The organism is Streptomyces capparidis, assembly GCF_054782095.1.
Genome location: NZ_BAAGTD010000010.1, coordinates 166,957 through 185,230, shown reverse-complemented (window position 1 = coordinate 185,230; position 18,274 = coordinate 166,957). Strand labels below are relative to the sequence as shown.

At 73.0% G+C, this 18,274-nt stretch carries 13 protein-coding genes and 1 tRNA gene; 6 read left to right on the top strand and 8 right to left on the bottom strand.

What is annotated here, in order from left to right; genetic code table 11:
- Positions 1–7: 7 nt before the first annotated feature.
- Complete coding sequence (gene xynC / locus ACYVO2_RS11370) at positions 8–1,321, bottom strand: glucuronoarabinoxylan endo-1,4-beta-xylanase XynC (protein ID WP_461007559.1); 1,314 nt, start codon at positions 1,319–1,321, stop codon at positions 8–10.
- 369 nt (positions 1,322–1,690) lie between these two features.
- Between xynC and ACYVO2_RS11365 the strand changes: the two genes are divergently transcribed.
- Positions 1,691–4,042 carry an alpha-glucuronidase family glycosyl hydrolase gene (locus tag ACYVO2_RS11365; RefSeq protein WP_461007558.1) on the top strand — a complete coding sequence of 784 codons (2,352 nt, stop codon included), beginning with the start codon at positions 1,691–1,693 and terminating at the stop codon, positions 4,040–4,042.
- Between the two features lie 101 nt (positions 4,043–4,143).
- Here the strand turns inward: ACYVO2_RS11365 and ACYVO2_RS11360 are convergent, their stop codons facing one another.
- The 3 genes from ACYVO2_RS11360 to ACYVO2_RS11350 form a co-directional block, all read right to left on the bottom strand.
- Positions 4,144–5,475, bottom strand: coding sequence for a ricin-type beta-trefoil lectin domain protein (locus tag ACYVO2_RS11360; RefSeq protein WP_461007557.1), 1,332 nt, complete (start codon positions 5,473–5,475; stop codon positions 4,144–4,146).
- 798 nt (positions 5,476–6,273) lie between these two features.
- Positions 6,274–6,993, bottom strand: coding sequence for a FadR/GntR family transcriptional regulator (locus tag ACYVO2_RS11355; protein ID WP_461007556.1), 720 nt, complete (start codon positions 6,991–6,993; stop codon positions 6,274–6,276).
- Between the two features lie 289 nt (positions 6,994–7,282).
- Positions 7,283–7,367, bottom strand: a tRNA-Leu gene (locus tag ACYVO2_RS11350).
- 358 nt (positions 7,368–7,725) lie between these two features.
- Between ACYVO2_RS11350 and ACYVO2_RS11345 the strand changes: the two genes are divergently transcribed.
- A complete protein-coding gene (locus tag ACYVO2_RS11345; RefSeq protein ID WP_461007555.1) occupies positions 7,726–9,573 on the top strand; it encodes an AMP-dependent synthetase/ligase in 1,848 nt (615 codons plus the stop codon).
- A 51-nt stretch (positions 9,574–9,624) separates the two neighbouring features.
- Here the strand turns inward: ACYVO2_RS11345 and ACYVO2_RS11340 are convergent, their stop codons facing one another.
- Positions 9,625–10,704 carry a glycoside hydrolase family 5 protein gene (locus ACYVO2_RS11340; RefSeq protein WP_461007554.1) on the bottom strand — a complete coding sequence of 360 codons (1,080 nt, stop codon included), beginning with the start codon at positions 10,702–10,704 and terminating at the stop codon, positions 9,625–9,627.
- 308 nt (positions 10,705–11,012) lie between these two features.
- Between ACYVO2_RS11340 and ACYVO2_RS11335 the strand changes: the two genes are divergently transcribed.
- Complete coding sequence (locus tag ACYVO2_RS11335) at positions 11,013–11,846, top strand: aldo/keto reductase (RefSeq protein ID WP_461007553.1); 834 nt, start codon at positions 11,013–11,015, stop codon at positions 11,844–11,846.
- A gap of 76 nt (positions 11,847–11,922) precedes the next feature.
- Here the strand turns inward: ACYVO2_RS11335 and ACYVO2_RS11330 are convergent, their stop codons facing one another.
- The gene (locus ACYVO2_RS11330) at positions 11,923–12,522 is read right to left on the bottom strand and encodes an AMIN-like domain-containing (lipo)protein (protein WP_461007552.1); all 600 of its coding nucleotides are present in this window, start codon (positions 12,520–12,522) and stop codon (positions 11,923–11,925) included.
- A 287-nt stretch (positions 12,523–12,809) separates the two neighbouring features.
- Between ACYVO2_RS11330 and ACYVO2_RS11325 the strand changes: the two genes are divergently transcribed.
- Positions 12,810–13,250, top strand: a complete 441-nt coding sequence (locus ACYVO2_RS11325; protein ID WP_461007551.1) for a nuclear transport factor 2 family protein — start codon at positions 12,810–12,812, stop codon at positions 13,248–13,250.
- Positions 13,251–13,353: 103 nt separating this feature from the next.
- Here the strand turns inward: ACYVO2_RS11325 and ACYVO2_RS11320 are convergent, their stop codons facing one another.
- Complete coding sequence (locus ACYVO2_RS11320) at positions 13,354–15,432, bottom strand: phage holin family protein (RefSeq protein WP_461007550.1); 2,079 nt, start codon at positions 15,430–15,432, stop codon at positions 13,354–13,356.
- Positions 15,433–15,733: 301 nt separating this feature from the next.
- Between ACYVO2_RS11320 and ACYVO2_RS11315 the strand changes: the two genes are divergently transcribed.
- On the top strand, positions 15,734–16,516 hold the full coding sequence (locus ACYVO2_RS11315) for an MBL fold metallo-hydrolase (protein WP_461007549.1): 783 nt from the start codon (positions 15,734–15,736) through the stop codon (positions 16,514–16,516).
- Positions 16,516–17,169, top strand: coding sequence for a DedA family protein (locus tag ACYVO2_RS11310; protein WP_461007577.1), 654 nt, complete (start codon positions 16,516–16,518; stop codon positions 17,167–17,169). The genes ACYVO2_RS11315 and ACYVO2_RS11310 overlap by 1 nt, the downstream gene beginning before the upstream one ends.
- A 93-nt stretch (positions 17,170–17,262) precedes the next feature.
- Here the strand turns inward: ACYVO2_RS11310 and ACYVO2_RS11305 are convergent, their stop codons facing one another.
- Entirely contained in the window at positions 17,263–18,264 is a 1,002-nt protein-coding gene (locus ACYVO2_RS11305) for an MBL fold metallo-hydrolase (protein WP_461007548.1), read from the bottom strand.
- Positions 18,265–18,274 lie beyond the last annotated feature (10 nt).

The window sequence follows — 18,274 nt, the reverse complement described above, 5'->3', positions numbered from 1 at the left end:
GCGCGCGTCACTCGGTCACGAAGGTCGTCACGCTCCGCGCGGGAAGCCGGCCGGTGAAGGTGCCGTTCGTCACCCCGATCCGGCTCTGGGGCGCGACGTTCCTGCTCGCGTCCGTCAGCCAGGAGGACACGCCGGAGGATGGGTTGTTCAGCAGGGTGAACTGCTGACTCACCTGCGAGGTGCCCTTGTTGACGGCGACGACGACCACCCGGGAGCCACCGCCGTGGTAGGCCGACGTGTACACGTTCGACTGGGGATTGGCGGCCGCGTCGATCCGCACGTGCCCCGGGCGGACGAACTTCGAGAAGTGCGCCATGACGGCGCCGCGCTTGCTGATCTGCCCGTCCTCCCTCATGGGCCCGTAGCCGCGCCGGATGTACCACCACACGTACGCCTGGAACTCGGCGTCCACCAGGGCGCGGTGCATGTGCTCCCCCACCTCGAGCGCCTGGGGCCACAGATCCGCCGAGTCGCTGCTGTTGGGGTGGTAGACCTCGGTCATCCAGAGTTCCTTGCCCTGGCCCTTCTGTTTGAACAGGGGATAGGGGAAGTTCCCGTAGGGCGTGCCGTACAGGTGGGCCCCGAGAATGTCCACGTTGGCGAGCGCCGCGGGGTCGTTGAGTATCGGGTCCGAGAAGCTCTTCACGTACTGGAAGGACTCCGGGGCGATGACCCTGGTGCGGATCGAGCCGGCGTTCTCCCGCAGGAACCGCACCATCTCGGCGGGAGTCCACCACGTCCAGTCGTGAGCGTAATCGGGCTCGTTCTGCACGGAGACGGCATACAGGTTCACCCCGTTGTTGGCCATGAACCCGTAAAAGTCGTTCAGATGCTGCGCATAGGCGCCGTACATGTCGTGCCGCAGCCGCTTCGCGTCGGTCTGGGTGCCGCGGACGAAGGTCTCGACCATGTGGGCGGGGGGATTCCACGGCGACGCGATGACGGTCGCCCCGTGCTCGATGGCGCGCCTGGCGGTCGCCACCTCGCGGCTCCAGTTCGCCGGGTTCTCGTGGACGGGGATCCGCAGCACGGTGAAGCCCAACTGCCCCTGGCCGTTGCCGAACGCCGTGTCCCTCTGGGCGGGTGTCAGGTCGCTGATCCACACCGTGTGGTTCATGCCGCCGAAACCGCGGATCGTCTGCCGCCGCGCCGACGGGTCCACGATCACCGCCGCGGCCGCCGCCGCGGGCGGGGCCCCGAACACCCCCAGGGCCGGCGGCGCCGCGGCGAGGACCGGCAGGGCGCCCATCCTCGCCAGCACGGACCGCCGACTGACCGTTTCCCGGCGGGCGGACTCGGAATCATCGTTGCGTGGCGTCATTCATCACCCCTGGGGGACGTGGGTATGGATCCGCGCTTGCTCGGGGCCGATCGCCCCGGCCCTGCCGCGGCGGGGCCGCGGGTGGCGTTCCCGGCTTCGGCGGATCGTCATGGGAGCGCTCCCAGCCGACCGCGCGGCGCGCAGGGAACACCCGAGGGGAAGACCCGACCGGAAGGCGGAGGGAGATCTCGAGGGGGGACGGGGATGGAGCCCTCACCACAAGGGTGTTCGCGACGCTCGAACAAAGTCAAGGCATGTGAACGACCCCCGGCCGCCAACGACCCGAGCACGCCCGCCCGTTCATCGCCATGAACTTTGTTCTGCCTGCTGACAATGACAAGGGATGTCTGGTAGGACGACCTCATGTCGATGAGCCGACGGACATTCATGGGCGCGGTCGCGGCAGGCGCGGCGCTGGGGCCGAGCGCGGGCGGGGCCGCCCGGGCGGCGGGCCGGGAGGGCGCACCCCCCGGTTCCGCCGCGCCACGGGACGACGACTACGACGGCTCCGCGATGTGGCTGCGCTATGTGCCGGTCGGCGATCCGCGCCTGCTCGGCCGGTACCGGCGGCAGATCACCACCGTCATCGTGGAGAACGCCCACCGGAACCCCTCCTACCGCCACACCCCGAACCTGGGCATGGCCCCGGGATCCACCGAGCGGCTGATGGCGTCCACCCTGGAGGCGGCCAGGGAGGAGCTGGTCCGGGGCCTGAGCGGGCTGCTCGACCGCCCGGTGCGGGCCCTGGCGCGCCCCCGCCCGGGGCACGCCGTCCCGCACGGCGCCGTCGTCGTGGGGACCCGGGAGAGTTCGCCGGTCGTGCGCCGGTTCGTCCCCGGCGCCGAGTTGGAGTCCGTGGGCCGGGACGGCTTCCTCATCAGGTCGCTGTCCCAGGGGCGGCGGGCGTTCACCGTCATCGCGGGCAACACCGACGTGGGCGCGCTGTACGGCGCGTTCGCGTTTCTGCGGCGCGTCCAGACGCACCGGCCCGTCACCGGTCTCGACCTCGCCGAGCGCCCCAGGATCGCGAACCGCCACCTGAACTACTGGGACACCGAGCGCCTGTACGCCGGCAACGACGCGTCGGGGACGGGCGGGCTGAACGGCGAGAACGGCGCGATCTTCAACTTCGCCGCCACCGGCGCGAGCGCCGGGCTGAACCTGCCGGTCGTGCTCGACCGCTATCTCGTGGCGGCGCGGGCGATGGCATCCGTCGGGATCACCGGGATCACCATCAACAACGTCAACGCCGACAACTCCTACCTCACACCGGAGTACATCGCCCAGGAGGCGGCGCTGGCCGACGCGCTGCGGCCCTACGGGATCAGGCTCGCCCTGTCCATCAGGTACGCGGCACCCATGGACAGCCGGTTCGCGCCGGACACGCTCACCGCGGAGCAAATGGCCCCCACCAGCCCCGACTTCCGGGCGTGGTGGCACCGCAGGGCCCGGCGGATCCAGGAGTCCATACCGGACTTCATCGGTTTCACCGTGAAGGCCAACTCCGAGGGCCAGCCGGGGCCCCAGGACTTCGGCCACGACCACGGCGACGGCGCCAACGGCATGGCGACCGCGGTGGCGCCCCTCGGCCTGAAGATCTACTGGCGGACCTTCGTCTACAACCCCGACGTCGACAGCGACCGGCTGAAGCGGGCCTACCTGGAGTTCGGCCACATCGACGACGAGCCGCAGCCCGACGGGACCAAGGGCCGCTTCCTGGACAACGTGTTCCTCCAGACCAAGAACGGCCCCTTGGACTTCCAGGCCAGGGAGCCCGTCCACCCGATGTTCGGCCGAATGGAGAACACCAACCAGGCCCTGGAACTCCAGATCACCCAGGAGTACACCGGCCAGAACCGGATGCTGTGCTTCCTGGCCCCCATGTGGGAGGAGATCCTCAAGACCGACACCCACGCCACGGACGGGCGGGGCAGGCCGCTGGACAAGCGCCTGGTCGGCCACATCGTGGACGGCACGGCCCAGAACCACTCGGACACCGCCATCGTCGGCGTGGCCAACCTGGGCAACGCGGACAACCTGACCGGGCATCACTTCTCCCAGGCGAACCTGTTCGCCTTCGGCCGCCAGGCCTGGGACTGGACCGCGGACTCCAAGGACATCGCCACCGACTGGGTCCGGATGACCTGGGGCAACAGCCGCAGGGTGGTGGACGCCGTCGTCGCCATGATGATGGGCTCCTGGGAGGCACTGGTGAGCTACCAGACCCCGCTCGGCATCGCGCACCAGTTCACCGCCGACGTCCACTACGGCCCCGGCCCCTCCGAGTCGCACCTCCCGCGGGAGGACTGGAACCCCGTCTACTACAACAGGGCGGACAGCGTCGGCCTGGGCTACGACCGCTCCCCCACCGGGAGCAACTTCACCGCCCAGTACTTCCCCACCCTGGCGGCGAGGTACGGCGACCTCGACACCGTCCCCGAGAACCTGATGATGTGGTTCCACCACGTGCCCTGGGACCACCCGATGAGCAGCGGCAGGATCTTCTGGGACGAGCTGGTCCACCGCTACTACTCGGGTGTCCGGTACGTCAGCGGGATGCGGCGGACCTGGGACTCCCTGGAATCCGAGATCGATGCCCGCCGCTTCGCCGAGGTCAGGGCCAAGCTGGCGCTCCACGAGGCGGACGCGGCCGACTGGCGGGACACCTGTGTGGGCTACTGGCAGAAGTTCAGCGGCCGGGACATCCGCGTACCGGGCTGACCGGGGGGCCGCCGGGGCGGCACCCGCCGCGGGCGCGGAGACCCGTGCGGGCCGGGGGGAACCCCGGCCCGCACGGTTGGGGCCGTCACCTGTTTCCGGGGTCAGCTCCGCAGACTCCACTGCTGGTTCGCTCCGCCGGAGCAGCTCCACAGTTGGACCCTCGTGCCGTTGGCGGTGCCGGCGCCGCTGGCGTCGAGGCACAACCCCGACTGCACTCCGGTGATCGTGCCGTTGGTGTTGACGTTCCACTGCTGGTTGGCCTGCCCGTTGCAGTCCCAGATCACCGCCGCGGTGCCGTTGACGGTGCCCATCCCGGAGGCGTCCAGGCACTTGTTGCCGTAGAGCATGAGTTGCTTGCCCGAGGTGTAGGTCCACCGCTGGTTGGAGCCGCCGTGGCAGTCCCACAGTTGCGCCTGTGTGCCGTTGGCCGTGGTGGTGTTGTTGACGTCGAGGCAGCGTCCCGACTGCTGGCCGACGACCTGCTGGCCGGCGGGGGGCTGCGGGTTCGAGCCGAACTGGCTGAAGAACTGCCACACCGCTCCCGAGGTCCAGGTGCGCCAGCCGCTACCGGTGGAACCGTCGATGGGACCGGGGTCGTGGCCTCCGTCGAACGCGGCCCACACCACGGGGTATCCGGACCTGCATCCCGAGTAGGTGGTGATGATGTGCGTCAGGCTTCCGTTGGCCGGCTCGGGCGGGTTCTGCGCGGCGCAGCCGTTCGCCCGGACGAAGGTGTCGCGCAGGGCCCGTCCCGACGAGATGGGCAGCACGTTGTCCCTGAGGCCGTGCAGACCCATGTAGGCGACGGGCTGAGTGCCGCCGTTGCACCCGCTGAGGTTCGCCCCGGAGTAGACCGCGACCGCCCGGAAGACCGACGCCCGGGAGCAGGCGAGGGCGTACGACATCGCGCCGCCGTAGCTGAAGCCGGTGGCGAACACCTGGCTGGTGTCGACGCACAGACCTGAGGTGATCCGGCTGACCATGGCGTCGACGAAGGCCACGTCCTGGCCGCCGGAGTTGGCCCAGCCGTTGCCGAGGCCCTGGGGGGCGACGAAGATCGTGCTGTTGTTCGCGCTGTCCGCCAGGCGCCGGAGGCCGTAGTAGGACCAGTTGTACCCGTCCGTTCCACCCGAGTCGACGTCGTTGGCCGTGCCGCCCCGCCAGTGGAAACCGAAGATCAGCCGGTAGGGGCGGTTGTTGTCGTAGCCGGCGGGGACCCGCACGATGTAACTGCGCGTCTGGCCGCCGCTCTGGATCGTGTGGGTACCACTGGTCACCGTCGGGGCCTTGCCGCAGCCGGGGCTCGCCTCGGCGGCGCCGGTGGTCGCGGGCGGCGCGGCCGCGCCCGCGCCGCTGCCGGACGAGGTGCCCGCAGTGGTCAGGACGAGAAGTACCGCGGCCGCGATGGATATCAAGAGGCGATGAAGTTTCATACACTCCTTCTTCCGACTCCGGGACGTGGGGGGCGCTCTTCGACGGGCCGGATCGCCGCCGCGCCGCGGGCACGACGGAATCCGCCACGGCGCGGGCGGCGCCGCCGGGGCGGTTCTGACCCCGGTGATGGTCCGTTCGTTGCTGGTGCTGGAGTCCGGTTGGGCATCACCGTGGACGAGCCGACCGCGGTGCTTCCGCGGCCGTCGAGAGCGGTACCGGTGCCCCGATGGATGAACCGGTGGCGGTTGCCACCGGGGCTGTTGAGCGACCACTGCCGGCCGTCGCCGCCGTGTGTCCACGCCTCCCGGTGGGCGGGGGCGCCGTCGGCGCAGTCGCGCCGGCTGCCGGCGGTCATGCCGCTTCGCGGCCGGGCGGCGCGGCGGGTGCGGCCGAGCGGGTCCCGCCCGCCGCACACGTGAGGTCGGTCCGGCTCAGGGTTGCGCGCGAGGCGTTCGGGAGATCGCGGCGGCCGGCCCGACCGGCAGTCCGGGACGGACCTCGGCCGGTCCCGTCAGGGTGCGGTCGGCGGCGCGGAGCGCGGACGAGGGTGCGATCCGGACGAGGTCATGGGGCGACTCTCCCTTGGCGTCGTGGGGGGTAGGGGCGCCCGAGAGCGCCCACGGAGGGCGCCCAGACATCCCATGTTCCAGTGATTCCATACGCCCCTCGCACTGTCAATGGGCATATCACCCCCAAGCACAACTCGACCCATCCCATGTCTGTACCTTGTTCGACCCGCCGCCACCACCGTCCACGAGGCCGCCCCGCCCGGCGTCCGGCGGGCGGGCCGCGCCGGGCTAGGGCCCGCCGGTGAGGTCGTGCGGGACGCCGCCCTCCGCCCGGCCCAAGTGCTCGCGCAGCCATCGCTCCGTGGTGGTGACATGGATCAGTGCGGCGGCCTGCGCCAGTGCGGCGTCGCCCGCGGCCAGCGCCTGGAAGATCGCCTCGTGTTCGGCGACGGTGCGGCCCGCGCTGTTCTCGTCGACCATGCCGCGCCAGACGCGGGCGCGCACGGTGCGGCCGGAGATGCCCTCAAGCAGGGTGGCCAGCGTCGCGTTGCCGGTGGCCGCGATCACCGCCCGGTGGAAGGCGGCGTCGTGTTCGTTGAGTTCCTCCACGTCGTCGCGGGCCGCCCGCATCGCCTCCAGGTGTCGCTCCACCTCAGCGAGTTCGGCGGCCGAGATGCGGGTGGCGGCCACCGCCGTGGCGACCGGCTCGAACAGCCGACGCACCTCGGTGAGCTCCAGCAGGGTGTCGCCGCGCAGCAGCTCCACCGCGGACCCGATCCCGCTCAGCAGCAGCTCCGGCGCCAGGCTGGTGACATACGTGCCGTCGCCGCGCCGGATCTCCAGCACCCGCGAGACGACCAGCGCCTTGACCGCCTCCCGCATCAGATTGCGGGACAGCCCCAGCTCCGCGGCGAGCTGCTGCTCGGGCGGCAGCTTGGCCCCCGGAGGCAGCTCGCCCGACTGGACGAGGTCCCTGATGCGGTCGATGGCCTTGTCGGTCAATGACATGCTTCGCCGTCCCCTCCTGGTGCGAGCCCAGCCGCACGGTACCCAGCCGACACGGCCGGCGAAATCGCGTGTCCGCAGGCGGGCGGTCGAGGTCGTTACGGAGAGTCTGCACGCGCGGGCGCGCGGGCAGCCGTGCGGTCGCGCGTGTGACCACGTCCCGTGTCCGGCGCCCGCCGTTCCGCGGGAACAGGCGGGCGACGCGCGCGAGAGCCGAGGGGAGCGGGGACGGCGCACACACGAACGGTGCCGACCGGGAATCGGTCGGCACCGTCGATGTGCCTTGCGTATGTGTCCGAGGGGGGACTTGAACCCCCACGCCCGATAAAGGGCACTAGCACCTCAAGCTAGCGCGTCTGCCATTCCGCCACCCGGACCTGGGTGTCTGCCGTGGTTCACCGCGGCGACAGGTCAACGATACCAAGAATCGGGGGTGCTCCTCACACGGGTATCGCGTAGGGGGCGCGGGCGGAAAGTGAGCAGGGTAGCACGGAAGGTGAGGGGGGTCCGGGGCGTTGCGGAGTCCCGGTGAGTGACGGGGAGAGATTTGGTGCAGGTGCCGGGGGGCGGGGTGGCGGCGGGGCCGGGAGGGGAGGGTCCTTGGGGGATGCTCGGCCGCCCGGAGGGCTGTGACCTGCGGGAACACGGGTTTCTCCGGGATGGGCGGGGTGTCGGCCCGGTGGGGTACTTTACGGGCCCCGCCGGCCCGTGAGAGCAGTTGGAGGAGCACAGCCCGTGCGCGAGGTCACCACCCCGCCCCTGGCGACGGCGCCGCAGGTCGGCGGGTTGGCCGATGCCGTGTTCGACAACGCCGACGAGTGCCCTGACCTGGTGCAGCTCGGGCGGAAGACCGGCGGGCGGTGGGAGGACGTCACCGCGGTCCGGTTCCGGGACGAGGTGGTCGCGCTCGCCAAGGGGCTGCTGGCCCGGGGGGTGCGGTTCGGGGACCGGGTGGCGATCATGTCCAGGACGCGTTACGAGTGGACGCTGTTCGACTTCGCGCTGTGGACGGTGGGCGCCCAGCCGGTGCCGGTGTACCCCACCTCGTCGTCGGAGCAGGTGCGCTGGATCCTCCAGGACTCCGGCTGCGTGGCGTGCGTGGTGGAGAACGAGGACCACGCCATGACGGTGGGCTCGGTGATCGACCGGCTGCCCGCGGTGCAGGCGATGTGGCAGTTGGACGCCGGTGCGTGGGAGGAGCTGACGGAGGCCGGGGCGCGGGTGGACGACGAGGTGGTGCGGCGGCACCGGCTCGCGGTGACGCCGGACGCGGTGGCCACCGTCGTGTACACCTCGGGCACCACGGGGCGGCCCAAGGGCTGTGTGCTCACGCACGCCAACTTCATGGCCGAGTGCGACAACCTGCTCCAGGGCTGGACGCCGGTGTTCCGCCCCCGGCCGAACGAGCCCGTCTCCACCCTGCTGTTCCTGCCGCTGGCGCATGTCTTCGGGCGGATGGTGCAGGTCGCGGCCGTGCGGGGCCGGGCGTGCCTGGCGCACCAGCCGGAGATGTCGGCGGCGGCGCTGCTGCCGGACTTCGCCTCGTTCCGGCCGACGTTCGTGCTCGCGGTGCCGTACGTCTTCGAGAAGATCTTCGACGCGGCGCGGCGCGGCGCCGAGGCGGCGGGGCGGGGCGCGCTGTTCGACCGGGCGGTGGACGTCGCGGTGCGGTACGCGCAGGCGCAGGAGGCGCGGGCGTTCGGGCGGGGCACCGGGCCCGGTGCGGCGCTGCGGGTGCAGCACCAGGTGTTCGAGCGGGCCGTCTACAGCCGGGTCCGCGAGGCCATGGGCGGCAGGGTGCGGCACGCGGTGTCCGGGGGGTCGGCGATGGACCGGCGCCTGGGTCTGTTCTTCGCGGGCGCCGGAGTGACGATCTTCGAGGGCTACGGCCTGACGGAGACGACCGCGGCCGTGACGGCGAACCCGCCGGAGCGCACCAGGTTCGGCACGGTGGGGCGGCCGGTGCCGGGCGCGGGCGTGCGGGTGGCGGACGACGGCGAGGTGTGGGTGCGCGGCGGGCAGGTGTTCTCCGGGTACCTGAACGACCCGGAGGCCACGGGGCGACTGCTGCACGACGGCTGGCTGGCCACCGGGGACCTCGGCGAGCTGGACGACGAGGGCTATCTGACGATCACCGGCCGGAAGAAGGAGATCATCGTCACCAGCGGCGGCAAGAGCGTGGCGCCGGTGCCGCTGGAGGAACGGGTGCGGGCCCACCCGCTGGTGGCGAGCTGCGTGGTGGTGGGCAACGACCGGCCGTTCGTGGCGGCGTTGATCACGCTGGACCCGGACGCGGTGGCGCACTGGCAGCGGGTGCGCGGCAAGTCGCCGGTGCCGTTGCGCGAGGTGGTGGGCGACCCGGACCTGGAGGCTGAGGTCAGGCGGGCCGTGGTGGCGGCGAACACCCAGGTGTCGCAGGCGGAGTCGATCCGGGCGTTCCGGGTGCTGCCGGAGCAGTTCACCGAGGAGGCGGGGCTGCTCACACCGTCGCTGAAGCTGCGGCGCCGGGCGGTGGAGAAGGTGTTCGCGGCGGAGATCGAGAGCCTGTACGGGGGAAGCGGCGGGGGCGGCGGCACGGGGTGAGGGCCGGCCGCCGCCGGGGGGTGGGGGAGATCGCCGGAGTAGCCCCGGGGCTCAGCCCATGACCCGTTCGCGGATCCACACGCCGGCGGGCTTCAGGACGCCGGTGCCCGTCCACTGGGAGCCGGAGCAGGTGCCGGTCTTGAACACCGCGCCGGAGCGGAAGTCGTCGGAGAGGTTCCAGTTGGTCCAACTGATCTTCTTGCGGGCCATGAGGTCCAGGTACCGCTGGGCCATGGTGAAGTCGTTGGCCCCGTCGCCGGAGTAGTCCTGGGTGCCGAACTCGGTGACGAACATCGGGATCCGCGACGAGGCGCGGTCCAGCGCGGACAGGTAGGCGTCGCGGTGGGACGCCGCGTAGAAGTGGAAGGTGTACATGATGTTGGAGGCGTTCACCGGGTTGTTGATCACCTCCTGCTCGCTGCCGCCCTCGGAGACGCCCAGGGAGGACCAGCCGCGGGTGCCGACCAGGACGACGGAGTCGGAGTCCTGCGCCCTGATCACGGGGATGATCTTCTCGGCGTAGCCCTTGATCCGGGACCAGCTCACGCCGTTGGGCTCGTTGGCGATCTCGTACAGGACGTTGACCTTGTCGCGGTGGCGGGAGGCGACCTCGGTGAAGAACGTCCTGGCCCGCTCGTAGTTGTACTCGGGGTCGCCCGGGGAGAGCATGTGCCAGTCCACGATCACGTACATGCCGCGGGCGGTGGCCATGTCGATGTACCGGTGGACCAGGTCGGTGTACTTGCGCGGGTCGGTCTCGTAGCCGCCCTCCTGGACGTAGGTGGACACCCGCAGCACGTCCGCCTGCCAGTCGTTCGCCAGGGCGTTGAGCGAGCCGTCGGTGACGCACCGGGCGTACCACTGGGTGCCGTGGGTGCTCATGCCGCGCAGTTGGACGGGCGTGCCCGCGGCGTTGCAGAGCTGGGTGCCGCAGACCCGCACCTTGCCGTTGGCCTGGACGGGGGTGGCCGCGGCGGGCGCGGCCTGGGCGGCGGCGGTCTGGCCGGTGAGGAGGAGGGCGAGCGCGGTGGCCGCGGTGGCGGCGCCGCGCAGGGCCCGCCGGGGCAGCGGGCGTGCGGAGCGGGGGGCGCCGGGTATGCGGCGGGTGCGGGTTCGTCGCAGTGGGGGCATGTGGTGTCCCTTCCGCTGTGGCCCTTTCCGGCCCTGGGGGGCGGCAGGAAAGTGGCAGGAAAGTTTCCTGACAGTCAGTCGTCGATGAGAGCATCGTTGTCCGGGACCGGTCAAGAAGGCGGAGCGGACGGGTGCGCGGCGGGGCCGCGGCCGGGGAGGCCGCATGGGACGGGGCGGACGGGGAAAGGGGTGGGGGTGGTGCGCCCGGTTCCCGGGCGGTCGAGGAAGATCGAAACACGGGGGCGGCCGGGCGGCACCGGTCGCACGACCCACGCAGACGTTCCCGAGACGTTGAGGAAAGAGCAGACGTGAGCACGGTTCCCTACACCACCCTGAACGACGGCGCGCGCATGCCGCAGCTCGGCTTCGGTGTCTGGCAGGTGCCGGACGAGCAGGCCGACGAGGTCGTGACCACGGCGATCGAGGCGGGCTACCGCAGCATCGACACGGCGGCCGTCTACGGCAACGAGCGGGGTACCGGTCAGGCGCTGACCGCCTCGGGACTGCCCCGCGAAGAGCTGTTCGTGACGACGAAGCTGTGGAACTCCGACCAGGGCCACGACGCGGCGCTGCGGGCGTTCGACGCCTCACTGGAGCGGCTCGGCCTCGACTACGTCGACCTGTACCTGATCCACTGGCCGATGCCGGGCCGCGACACCTACGTGGAGACCTGGCGGGCGCTGGAGAAGATCCACGCCGAGGGCCGCGCCAGGAGCGTCGGCGTGTCGAACTTCCAGATCCCGCACCTGCGGCGGCTGATCGACGAGTGCTCCGTGGTCCCCGCCGTGAACCAGATCGAGCTGCACCCGTGGCTCCAGCAGGAGGAACTGCGCGCGTTCCACACCGAGCACGGCATCGCCACCGAGGCGTGGAGCCCGATCGGCCAGGGCAAGGGCCTGCTGGACGAGCCCGTGCTGCGCGAGCTGGCGGACAGGCACGGCAGGACCCCGGCCCAGGTCGTGCTGCGCTGGCACGTCCAGTTGGGCAACGTCACGATCCCGAAGTCGGTCACGCCCTCGCGGATCAGGGAGAACCTCGACGTGTTCGGCTTCTCCCTGGACCAGGCGGACATGGCGGCCGTCGCGGGCCTGGAGCGGGGGCGCCGGCTGGGGCCCGACCCGGACACCTTCAACGGCGCGTGAGCGCCGCGCCCGGGCTCGGGCGGGTGCGCGGCGGCGGGCTGCCGGGGCCGGTGCGCCCCGGCGCGGCAGCCCGTCGTCAGTGCGCGATGTCGATGACCACGCGCTGCGGGTCACGCAGTTCGCGCACCGTGTAGTCGGGGCGCGAGTCGAACGCGAGCCCGAAGGTGACCTGGCCCTCGAAGTCGCCGGTCATCGCGAAGCCCTTGAGCTTCGGCAGGCCGACGGCGCGGGTGCGCGGCCCACCGTAGACGGAGTCGCCGTCGTCGTCGTGCGCGGCGGCCGGGTGCAGCCTGACCTGGAGGAAGTACCTGCCCTTCAGCGCCACCGGGTCGCCCGAGCCGTCGTGGTGCAGCGAACGCACCACCTCGGCCTCGACCTTCGGCGGGTCGCCCTCGATGTCCACGACGAACCGGTCGAACGTCTTGTGCTGCCCGTACCTGGCGTCCACCACCAGCGGCAGCGGGTCGTAGTCCGGCGCTTCCTCCCGGGCCTTCGGCGCGCTGTCGTCGCCGACGACGGCCGCGGACACCGCGGCGGAGGTGCCCGCGAGCAGCAGGGCGCCGGCGACGGCGCCGACGGCGAGCCTGGTGCGGGCGCGGCCCGCGGCGCCGTCGCCCCGGCCTCGGCGGTCCGGGCGGCCGGGGCTCGGTGAGTCACTTCTCGGAGGAGTCGTCATCTGTCCTCCCTTTCTCTCGAACGGGTTCCCTCGACGGGGTCTCTCGGACGGGTTCCCCCGAACGGGGCGCCGGGCACCTGTCCCGGGCACCGAAATCCCTGATTCAAGGAAAACTACGGGGAATTCGGGAGCAAAGCTCTCTTTCCCTGTATTCCATATAAACGCGTGGCGCGGGACCGCCTTCCGGCACCGGCCGCTACCTGGCGGGTAATCGCGCCCGCCCGGCGGGTCTGGAAGTGTGGTCACCGCCGGCGGGGCCGTCCCCCGGCCAGAAGGGGAGGTACGCCGTGAGCACACGCGCCGTCGTGGAGGAGTTCCTGGTCAGGCTGGGCGAGGGTGACGCGGAGCACACCGCGGAGCTGTTCGCGGACGAGGTGGACTGCATGGTCGCCGGCTCCCCCGAGGTGCCGTGGCTGCGGCCGCGGCGGACCCGCGCCGACATGGCCGACCTCTTCGCCACCATGGCCGCCCACTTCGTGCCGGAGAAGCGCTCGGTGACCCCCATGGCGTTCCTGGTGGACGGGGAGAACGCGGTGCTGACCGGGCACGCGGAGCAGACGCTGCGGGCCAGCGGGCGGGTGCTGTCGTTCCCGTTCGCCCTGCTCCTGAGCGTGCGGGACGGGCGGATCACCCGCTACCACGTGTTCGAGGACAGCCTCGCGGTGGCGGAGGCGGTACGGGACGACCGGCGGGCCCGGGAGGAGTTCCCGCAGTCGCCGGCGGAGTGAGCGCGACGAACGTCAGGCCTTTTTCGGACATATTGCGCGGATTGTGGCTGGGTGATTTCCGGCCGGGGGCGGATTCGGAGCGCCGTGCGCCGTCCGTGTCCGCTCACGCGACCCGCCGGGGCTCGCGGCTGCCGGGCTCCGGCGCGCCGTCCTCCTCCCCGTCCCCCTCCCCTGCCGTCTCCGCGCCCCCCGCCGCCTCCCGCGCGGCGTCCTCGAGCCAGCCCCGCAGCACCCGGTGCAGCGCCTCCGCCCCGACGACGCCCTCCGCGGGGACCCGCAGTTGCGCCGGGTACAGCAGGAACGCCTCGCTCTGCGCCCCGCCGAGGCCGCCGTGCGAGCCGACCTGCTCCTCGAAGGCGTGCACCTCGCCCGTGCACGGGTCGTACGCGGAGTTCACCATCAGGTCGGCCACGTTCGGGAACCCGTCCGTGCGCAGCACCGCCTCCGCGGCGCCCGGCCCGAACGGCTCCAGCGGGTCGTCGCCCTCCACCTCGCCGGTCCGCAGCACCCGCAGCCCGTTCGCCCCCAGCGCCAGCGGCCCGCGCTCACAACTGCGCACCAGCACGAACCCGATCCCCGGGTGCCCGGTCAGGGTCGGCAGCAGCTTGGGGTGGCGCTCGCGGAACTCCTCGTAGGTGAGCCGGTGCGGCACGTCCCGGAACGACACCAGGCCCAGGTTCCCCGAGGCCAGCACCAGCGGGTCGCCCAGCGCCGGGGCGGCCTCCTCCTCCGCCTCGGGGTGCTCCGGGCGGTGCAGGGCGGCCCGCACCGCGGCGCGGCCCTCGGCGCCGGTCTCCTCCCTGGCGGCGCGGCGCCGCCCGCGGGGCGTCTCCAGGCCGCAGCCGGTGCGCACCAGGTCCTCCAGGGTCTGCCCGTACTTGCGGGTGAACGTCTCGCCCTGGCTCTGCCCGTGGTCGGAGAGCACCACGAACCGGTAGGGCCGCGGCGCGTACTCGGCCACGCTGGCGATCAGCCGGATCGCCTTGTCCAGGCGGCGCAGCACCCGCAGGGTCTCCGGCGCCCGCACCCCCGAGTGGTGGGCGACCTCGTCGTAGGCCACCAGGTCGGCGTACACCGCGGTGCGGCCCGCCAGGATGTCGCCCATGACGGAGGCGACGACCACGTCCCGCTCCACGACCGTGGTGAACGCCCGCAGCAGCGGGTACACCCCGCCCCTGCGCACCCGGGGCCGCTCGTCCCGCAGCCGCTGCCGCAGCCCCTGGCCGATCTCGCGCACCACCTCGGCCCAGAACGCGACGAAGGTGCGGGTGGCGTTGGCGGGGTCGGAGAAGTACGCGAAGTAGCCGGAGCGGCTGCGCCGGCCCGTGCGCAGCGAGACGCTGAGCACCAGCGCGTTCTGCTCGGCGCCGCCGCTGAACAGGTTGCCGCGGCTGGCCCCGTCGGCGGCGAGCAGCCCCGGGCGGTCCCGCACCCGCCGCTCCAGCTCGGCGGCGTCCGACGGCCGGTTGCACACCATCAGCCGGCCGCCGCCGGGCGTGTCGGGGTTCTTCTCGTACCAGCGGAACGCGGGGACCGCGTGGTTGGAGCCGTGCAGGATCCCCAGTTGGCTCGCCCCGGTCTGGCTGCTCCAGTCGGTGCGCCAGGGCGCCAGGCGGTGGCTGCCGCCGGCCAGCCACTCCCGCAGCGTCGGCAGGTAGCGGCCCTCCACGGCGGACTTCAGCACGTCGTGGCCGACCCCGTCGAGCTGGAGGAACACCGTGCCCGGGGTGACCCGCCCGTCGGGGACCGGCGGCAGCGCGCGGCGGCTGCGCCCGGCGAGCCGGGCCAGGCGGCTGCGGTACGCGTCGTCGTCGTACACCGACAGCCACGCGTTGGTGGACGAGGCCGCCGCGGACAGCACCGCCGCTATCACCACGGCGGTGCTCGCGCTCACCTCGGGTTCGCCCTCGGGCGCCACCCGCAGCGCCAGCAGCAGCACCGAGCCGTTGAGGAAGAACACCAGCAGGCCGAGCACCAGCGCGGGCACCAGCAGCAGGGCGCGCACGATCAGCGGCCACAGCAGGGCGCTGAGCAGGCCGAACGAGCCCGCGGCCACGGCCGCGGTGGTCCCGGTCTGGGTGAGGCTCTCGCCGTCGGTGGTCTTGAGCCTGAAGTCCGGCAGGACCACGGCCAGCACCACTATCGTCGCGGTGACGACGATCCAGACGGCAAGGACCCGCAACGCGGCGCGGCCTGCCGCTCGCCACCGATTCACTCTGTGCCCGCTTCCCTGTACGACGTCGCGCTCCGGGCCGCCCGCGCGGACGGCCGCGCCGGCCGGCCCAGGGACCCAGTGTGCCGCGAAGGGGGCGGACGTGTGCGAAGGGGTCGCGCGTGGACAGGGGCGCTTCCCCGCGGCGGGCCGGTCCGCGGCGGGCGGCGCGGGCACTCCGGCGGCGCGCGGGCCGCACCCCGTAACCTCGATGCACACCGGCCCCGTGCGCGCGGGGTTGGCCGGCGGGAAACAGGGGAGGCGGACACAGGTGGCGACCATCACGTGGTGGGGACATGCGACGGTGACCGTGGAGGACTCGGGTGTGCGGGTGCTGACCGACCCGCTGTTCCCGCGGCGCCTGGCGCACCTGCGCCGCCGCCGGGGCGAGGTGCCGCCGCCCGAGGCCGCGCGCGCCGATGTCGCCGTGGTCTCCCACCTGCACGCCGACCACCTGCACCTGCCCTCCCTCTCCCGGCTCGCGCCCGGCACCCGGGTGCTGCTGCCCCGCGGGGCGGTGCGCGCGGTGCCGGGGCTGCGGCGGCTGCGGCCGCTGGGCCTGGAGCTGACCGAGGTCGGCGTCGGCGACGAGGTCGGGGTGGGCGCGCTGACGGTGCGGGCGGTGCCCGCGGCGCACGACGGGCGGCGCTGGCCGCTGGGCCCGCAGCAGGCGCCCGCGCTCGGCTATGTGCTGCACGGCGAGGCCACCACGTACTTCGCCGGCGACACGGCGGGGTACGACGGCTGGGAGTCGGCCGTCGGGCCCTGCCACACGGCGCTGCTGCCGGTGGGCGGCTGGGGGCCCGGGCTCGGGCCGGGGCACCTGGACCCCAGGCGGGCGGCGCAGGCGGCGGACCGGCTGGCGCCGGACGCGGCGGTGCCGATCCACTGGGGCACCTTCTGGCCGATCGGCATGGACGGGGTGCGGCCGCACGAGTTCCACGCCCCCGGCACGGACTTCGCGCGCCTTTCGGAGCGGCTCGCGCCGCAGGTGGCCGTGCACCTGCTGGACCACGGGGAGAGCGTCGACGTGGGCGGCAGGGTGGACCGGTGATCGCACAGCTTTCCGCGGCGGCCGCGGAGTCGGCCTCGGAGTCGGCGCAGCAGGCGGTGGGGTTCCCCACGCTGTTCCTGCTGGTGGTGCTCGGTTCGGTGGCACCGGTGGTGCCCACCGGCGCGGTGGTCAGCTCGGCCGCGGTGGTGGGCTTCCACCACAAGGCGCCGTTCACGCTGCTGCTGGTGTTCGCCGTGGCGGCGGCCGCGGCGTTCCTCGGCGACGTGGCGCTGTACTGGCTCGGCCGCCGCGGCGTGCACTCGCGCAACGGGTCGCGGTGGCTGCGGCAGCTCCAGGAGCGGGCGCCGGAGCAGCGTCTCGCCGGCGCCGAGCGCGGCCTGCGGGAGCACGGCGTGGCGGTGCTGGTGCTGTCCCGGCTGATCCCGGCGGGACGGGTGCCGATCATGCTGGCCTGCCTGATGGCGGACATGCCGCTGCGCGTGTTCGCGCGGGCCGACATCGTGGCGTGCCTGGCCTGGGCCGCCCTGTACGGGGCGATCGGCATCCTGGGCGGCTCGCTGTTCCCCGAGCCGTGGCAGGGCGTGGTCCTCGCGGTGGCGCTGACGGTGCTGATCAGCACGGCGCCGACGGTGTACCGCCGGATACGGGGGACGCGGCGGACGGCCCCCGAGGCGCCGGGGGCGCACTCCTAGCGCCCGGCCCCGCTCCCCCGCGCCCGGTTCCTCCCCGCCCCGCTCCTTCCGCCCGGCCCTCCCCGCCCCCGCCCTTCGCGTCCCGGGGCCGGGTCAGCCCCGGTCGTCCGGTTCCAGCACCCGCGACTCCCCCACCGCCAGGTCCCACAGGTCGGCTCGGGCCCGGCCGGTCTCCGCCCACGCCGCGCGGGCCCGCTCCAGCGGCTGGAGCACCGGCTCCTTGGACAGCAGGAACGTCCCCCAGTGCATCGTGGCCATGCGGCGCGCCCCCAGGTCCACGCAGGCCCGCACCGCCTCCTCCGGGTCGGTGTGCACCGGCCGCAGGAACCAGCGCGGATCGTAGGCGCCGATCGGCAGCATGGCCACGGCTATGCCGGGGTAGCGGCGGCCGATCTCGGCGAACCAGCGGCCGTACCCGGTGTCGCCCGCGAAGTACAGGCGGGTGCCGCCCGGCTCGGTGAGCACCCAGCCGCCCCACAGCGACCGGCAGGTGTCGGCCAGGCCGCGCCTGCTCCAGTGGTGGGCGGGCACGAAGTCGAAGCGCACCCCCTCCAGCTCCGCGCACTCCCACCAGTCCAGGTCGGTGACCCGGGTGAAGCCCCGGCGGCGGAACCAGCGGCCGAGCCCCGCGGGCACGAACAGCGCGGTGGAGCGGGGCAGCCGGCGCAGCGTGGGCCAGTCCATGTGGTCGTAGTGGTTGTGGCTGATCACCACGGCGTCCACCGGCGGCAGCCGGTCCCACTCCACGCCGACCGGGGTGATCCGCTGCGGGGTGCCGAGGATGCGCCGCGACCACACCGGGTCGGTCAGCACCGTCAGGCCGCCGATGCGCACCACGAAGCTGGCGTGCCCGGCCCAGGTCAGCACCGTGGTGTCCGGCGCGGCGTCCGGCAGCGGCGCCGGGGCCAACGGCAGGCGGGCCATGTCGGCGAGCGCCTCGCCGCGGGGCCGGAAACCGCCCTCGCGCATCACCCGCACCATGTCCCGCGTCCCCGGCAGCGGGTCGGTGAGGCGGTCGGCGAAGGAGCGGGGCCAGACGCGGACCTCGCCCAGCGGGCGGGGCTTGGCGACGACGCGGTCGGTCTGCTCAGTCATGGGCGGGCTC

Coding starts and splice junctions, on each gene's coding strand:
- xynC (WP_461007559.1), bottom strand. CDS start 1,321: ATGACGCCACGCAACGATGATTCCGAGTCCGCCCGCCGGGAAACGGTC.
- ACYVO2_RS11365 (WP_461007558.1), top strand. CDS start 1,691: ATGAGCCGACGGACATTCATGGGCGCGGTCGCGGCAGGCGCGGCGCTG.
- ACYVO2_RS11360 (WP_461007557.1), bottom strand. CDS start 5,475: ATGAAACTTCATCGCCTCTTGATATCCATCGCGGCCGCGGTACTTCTC.
- ACYVO2_RS11355 (WP_461007556.1), bottom strand. CDS start 6,993: ATGTCATTGACCGACAAGGCCATCGACCGCATCAGGGACCTCGTCCAG.
- ACYVO2_RS11340 (WP_461007554.1), bottom strand. CDS start 10,704: ATGCCCCCACTGCGACGAACCCGCACCCGCCGCATACCCGGCGCCCCC.
- ACYVO2_RS11330 (WP_461007552.1), bottom strand. CDS start 12,522: ATGACGACTCCTCCGAGAAGTGACTCACCGAGCCCCGGCCGCCCGGAC.
- ACYVO2_RS11305 (WP_461007548.1), bottom strand. CDS start 18,264: ATGACTGAGCAGACCGACCGCGTCGTCGCCAAGCCCCGCCCGCTGGGC.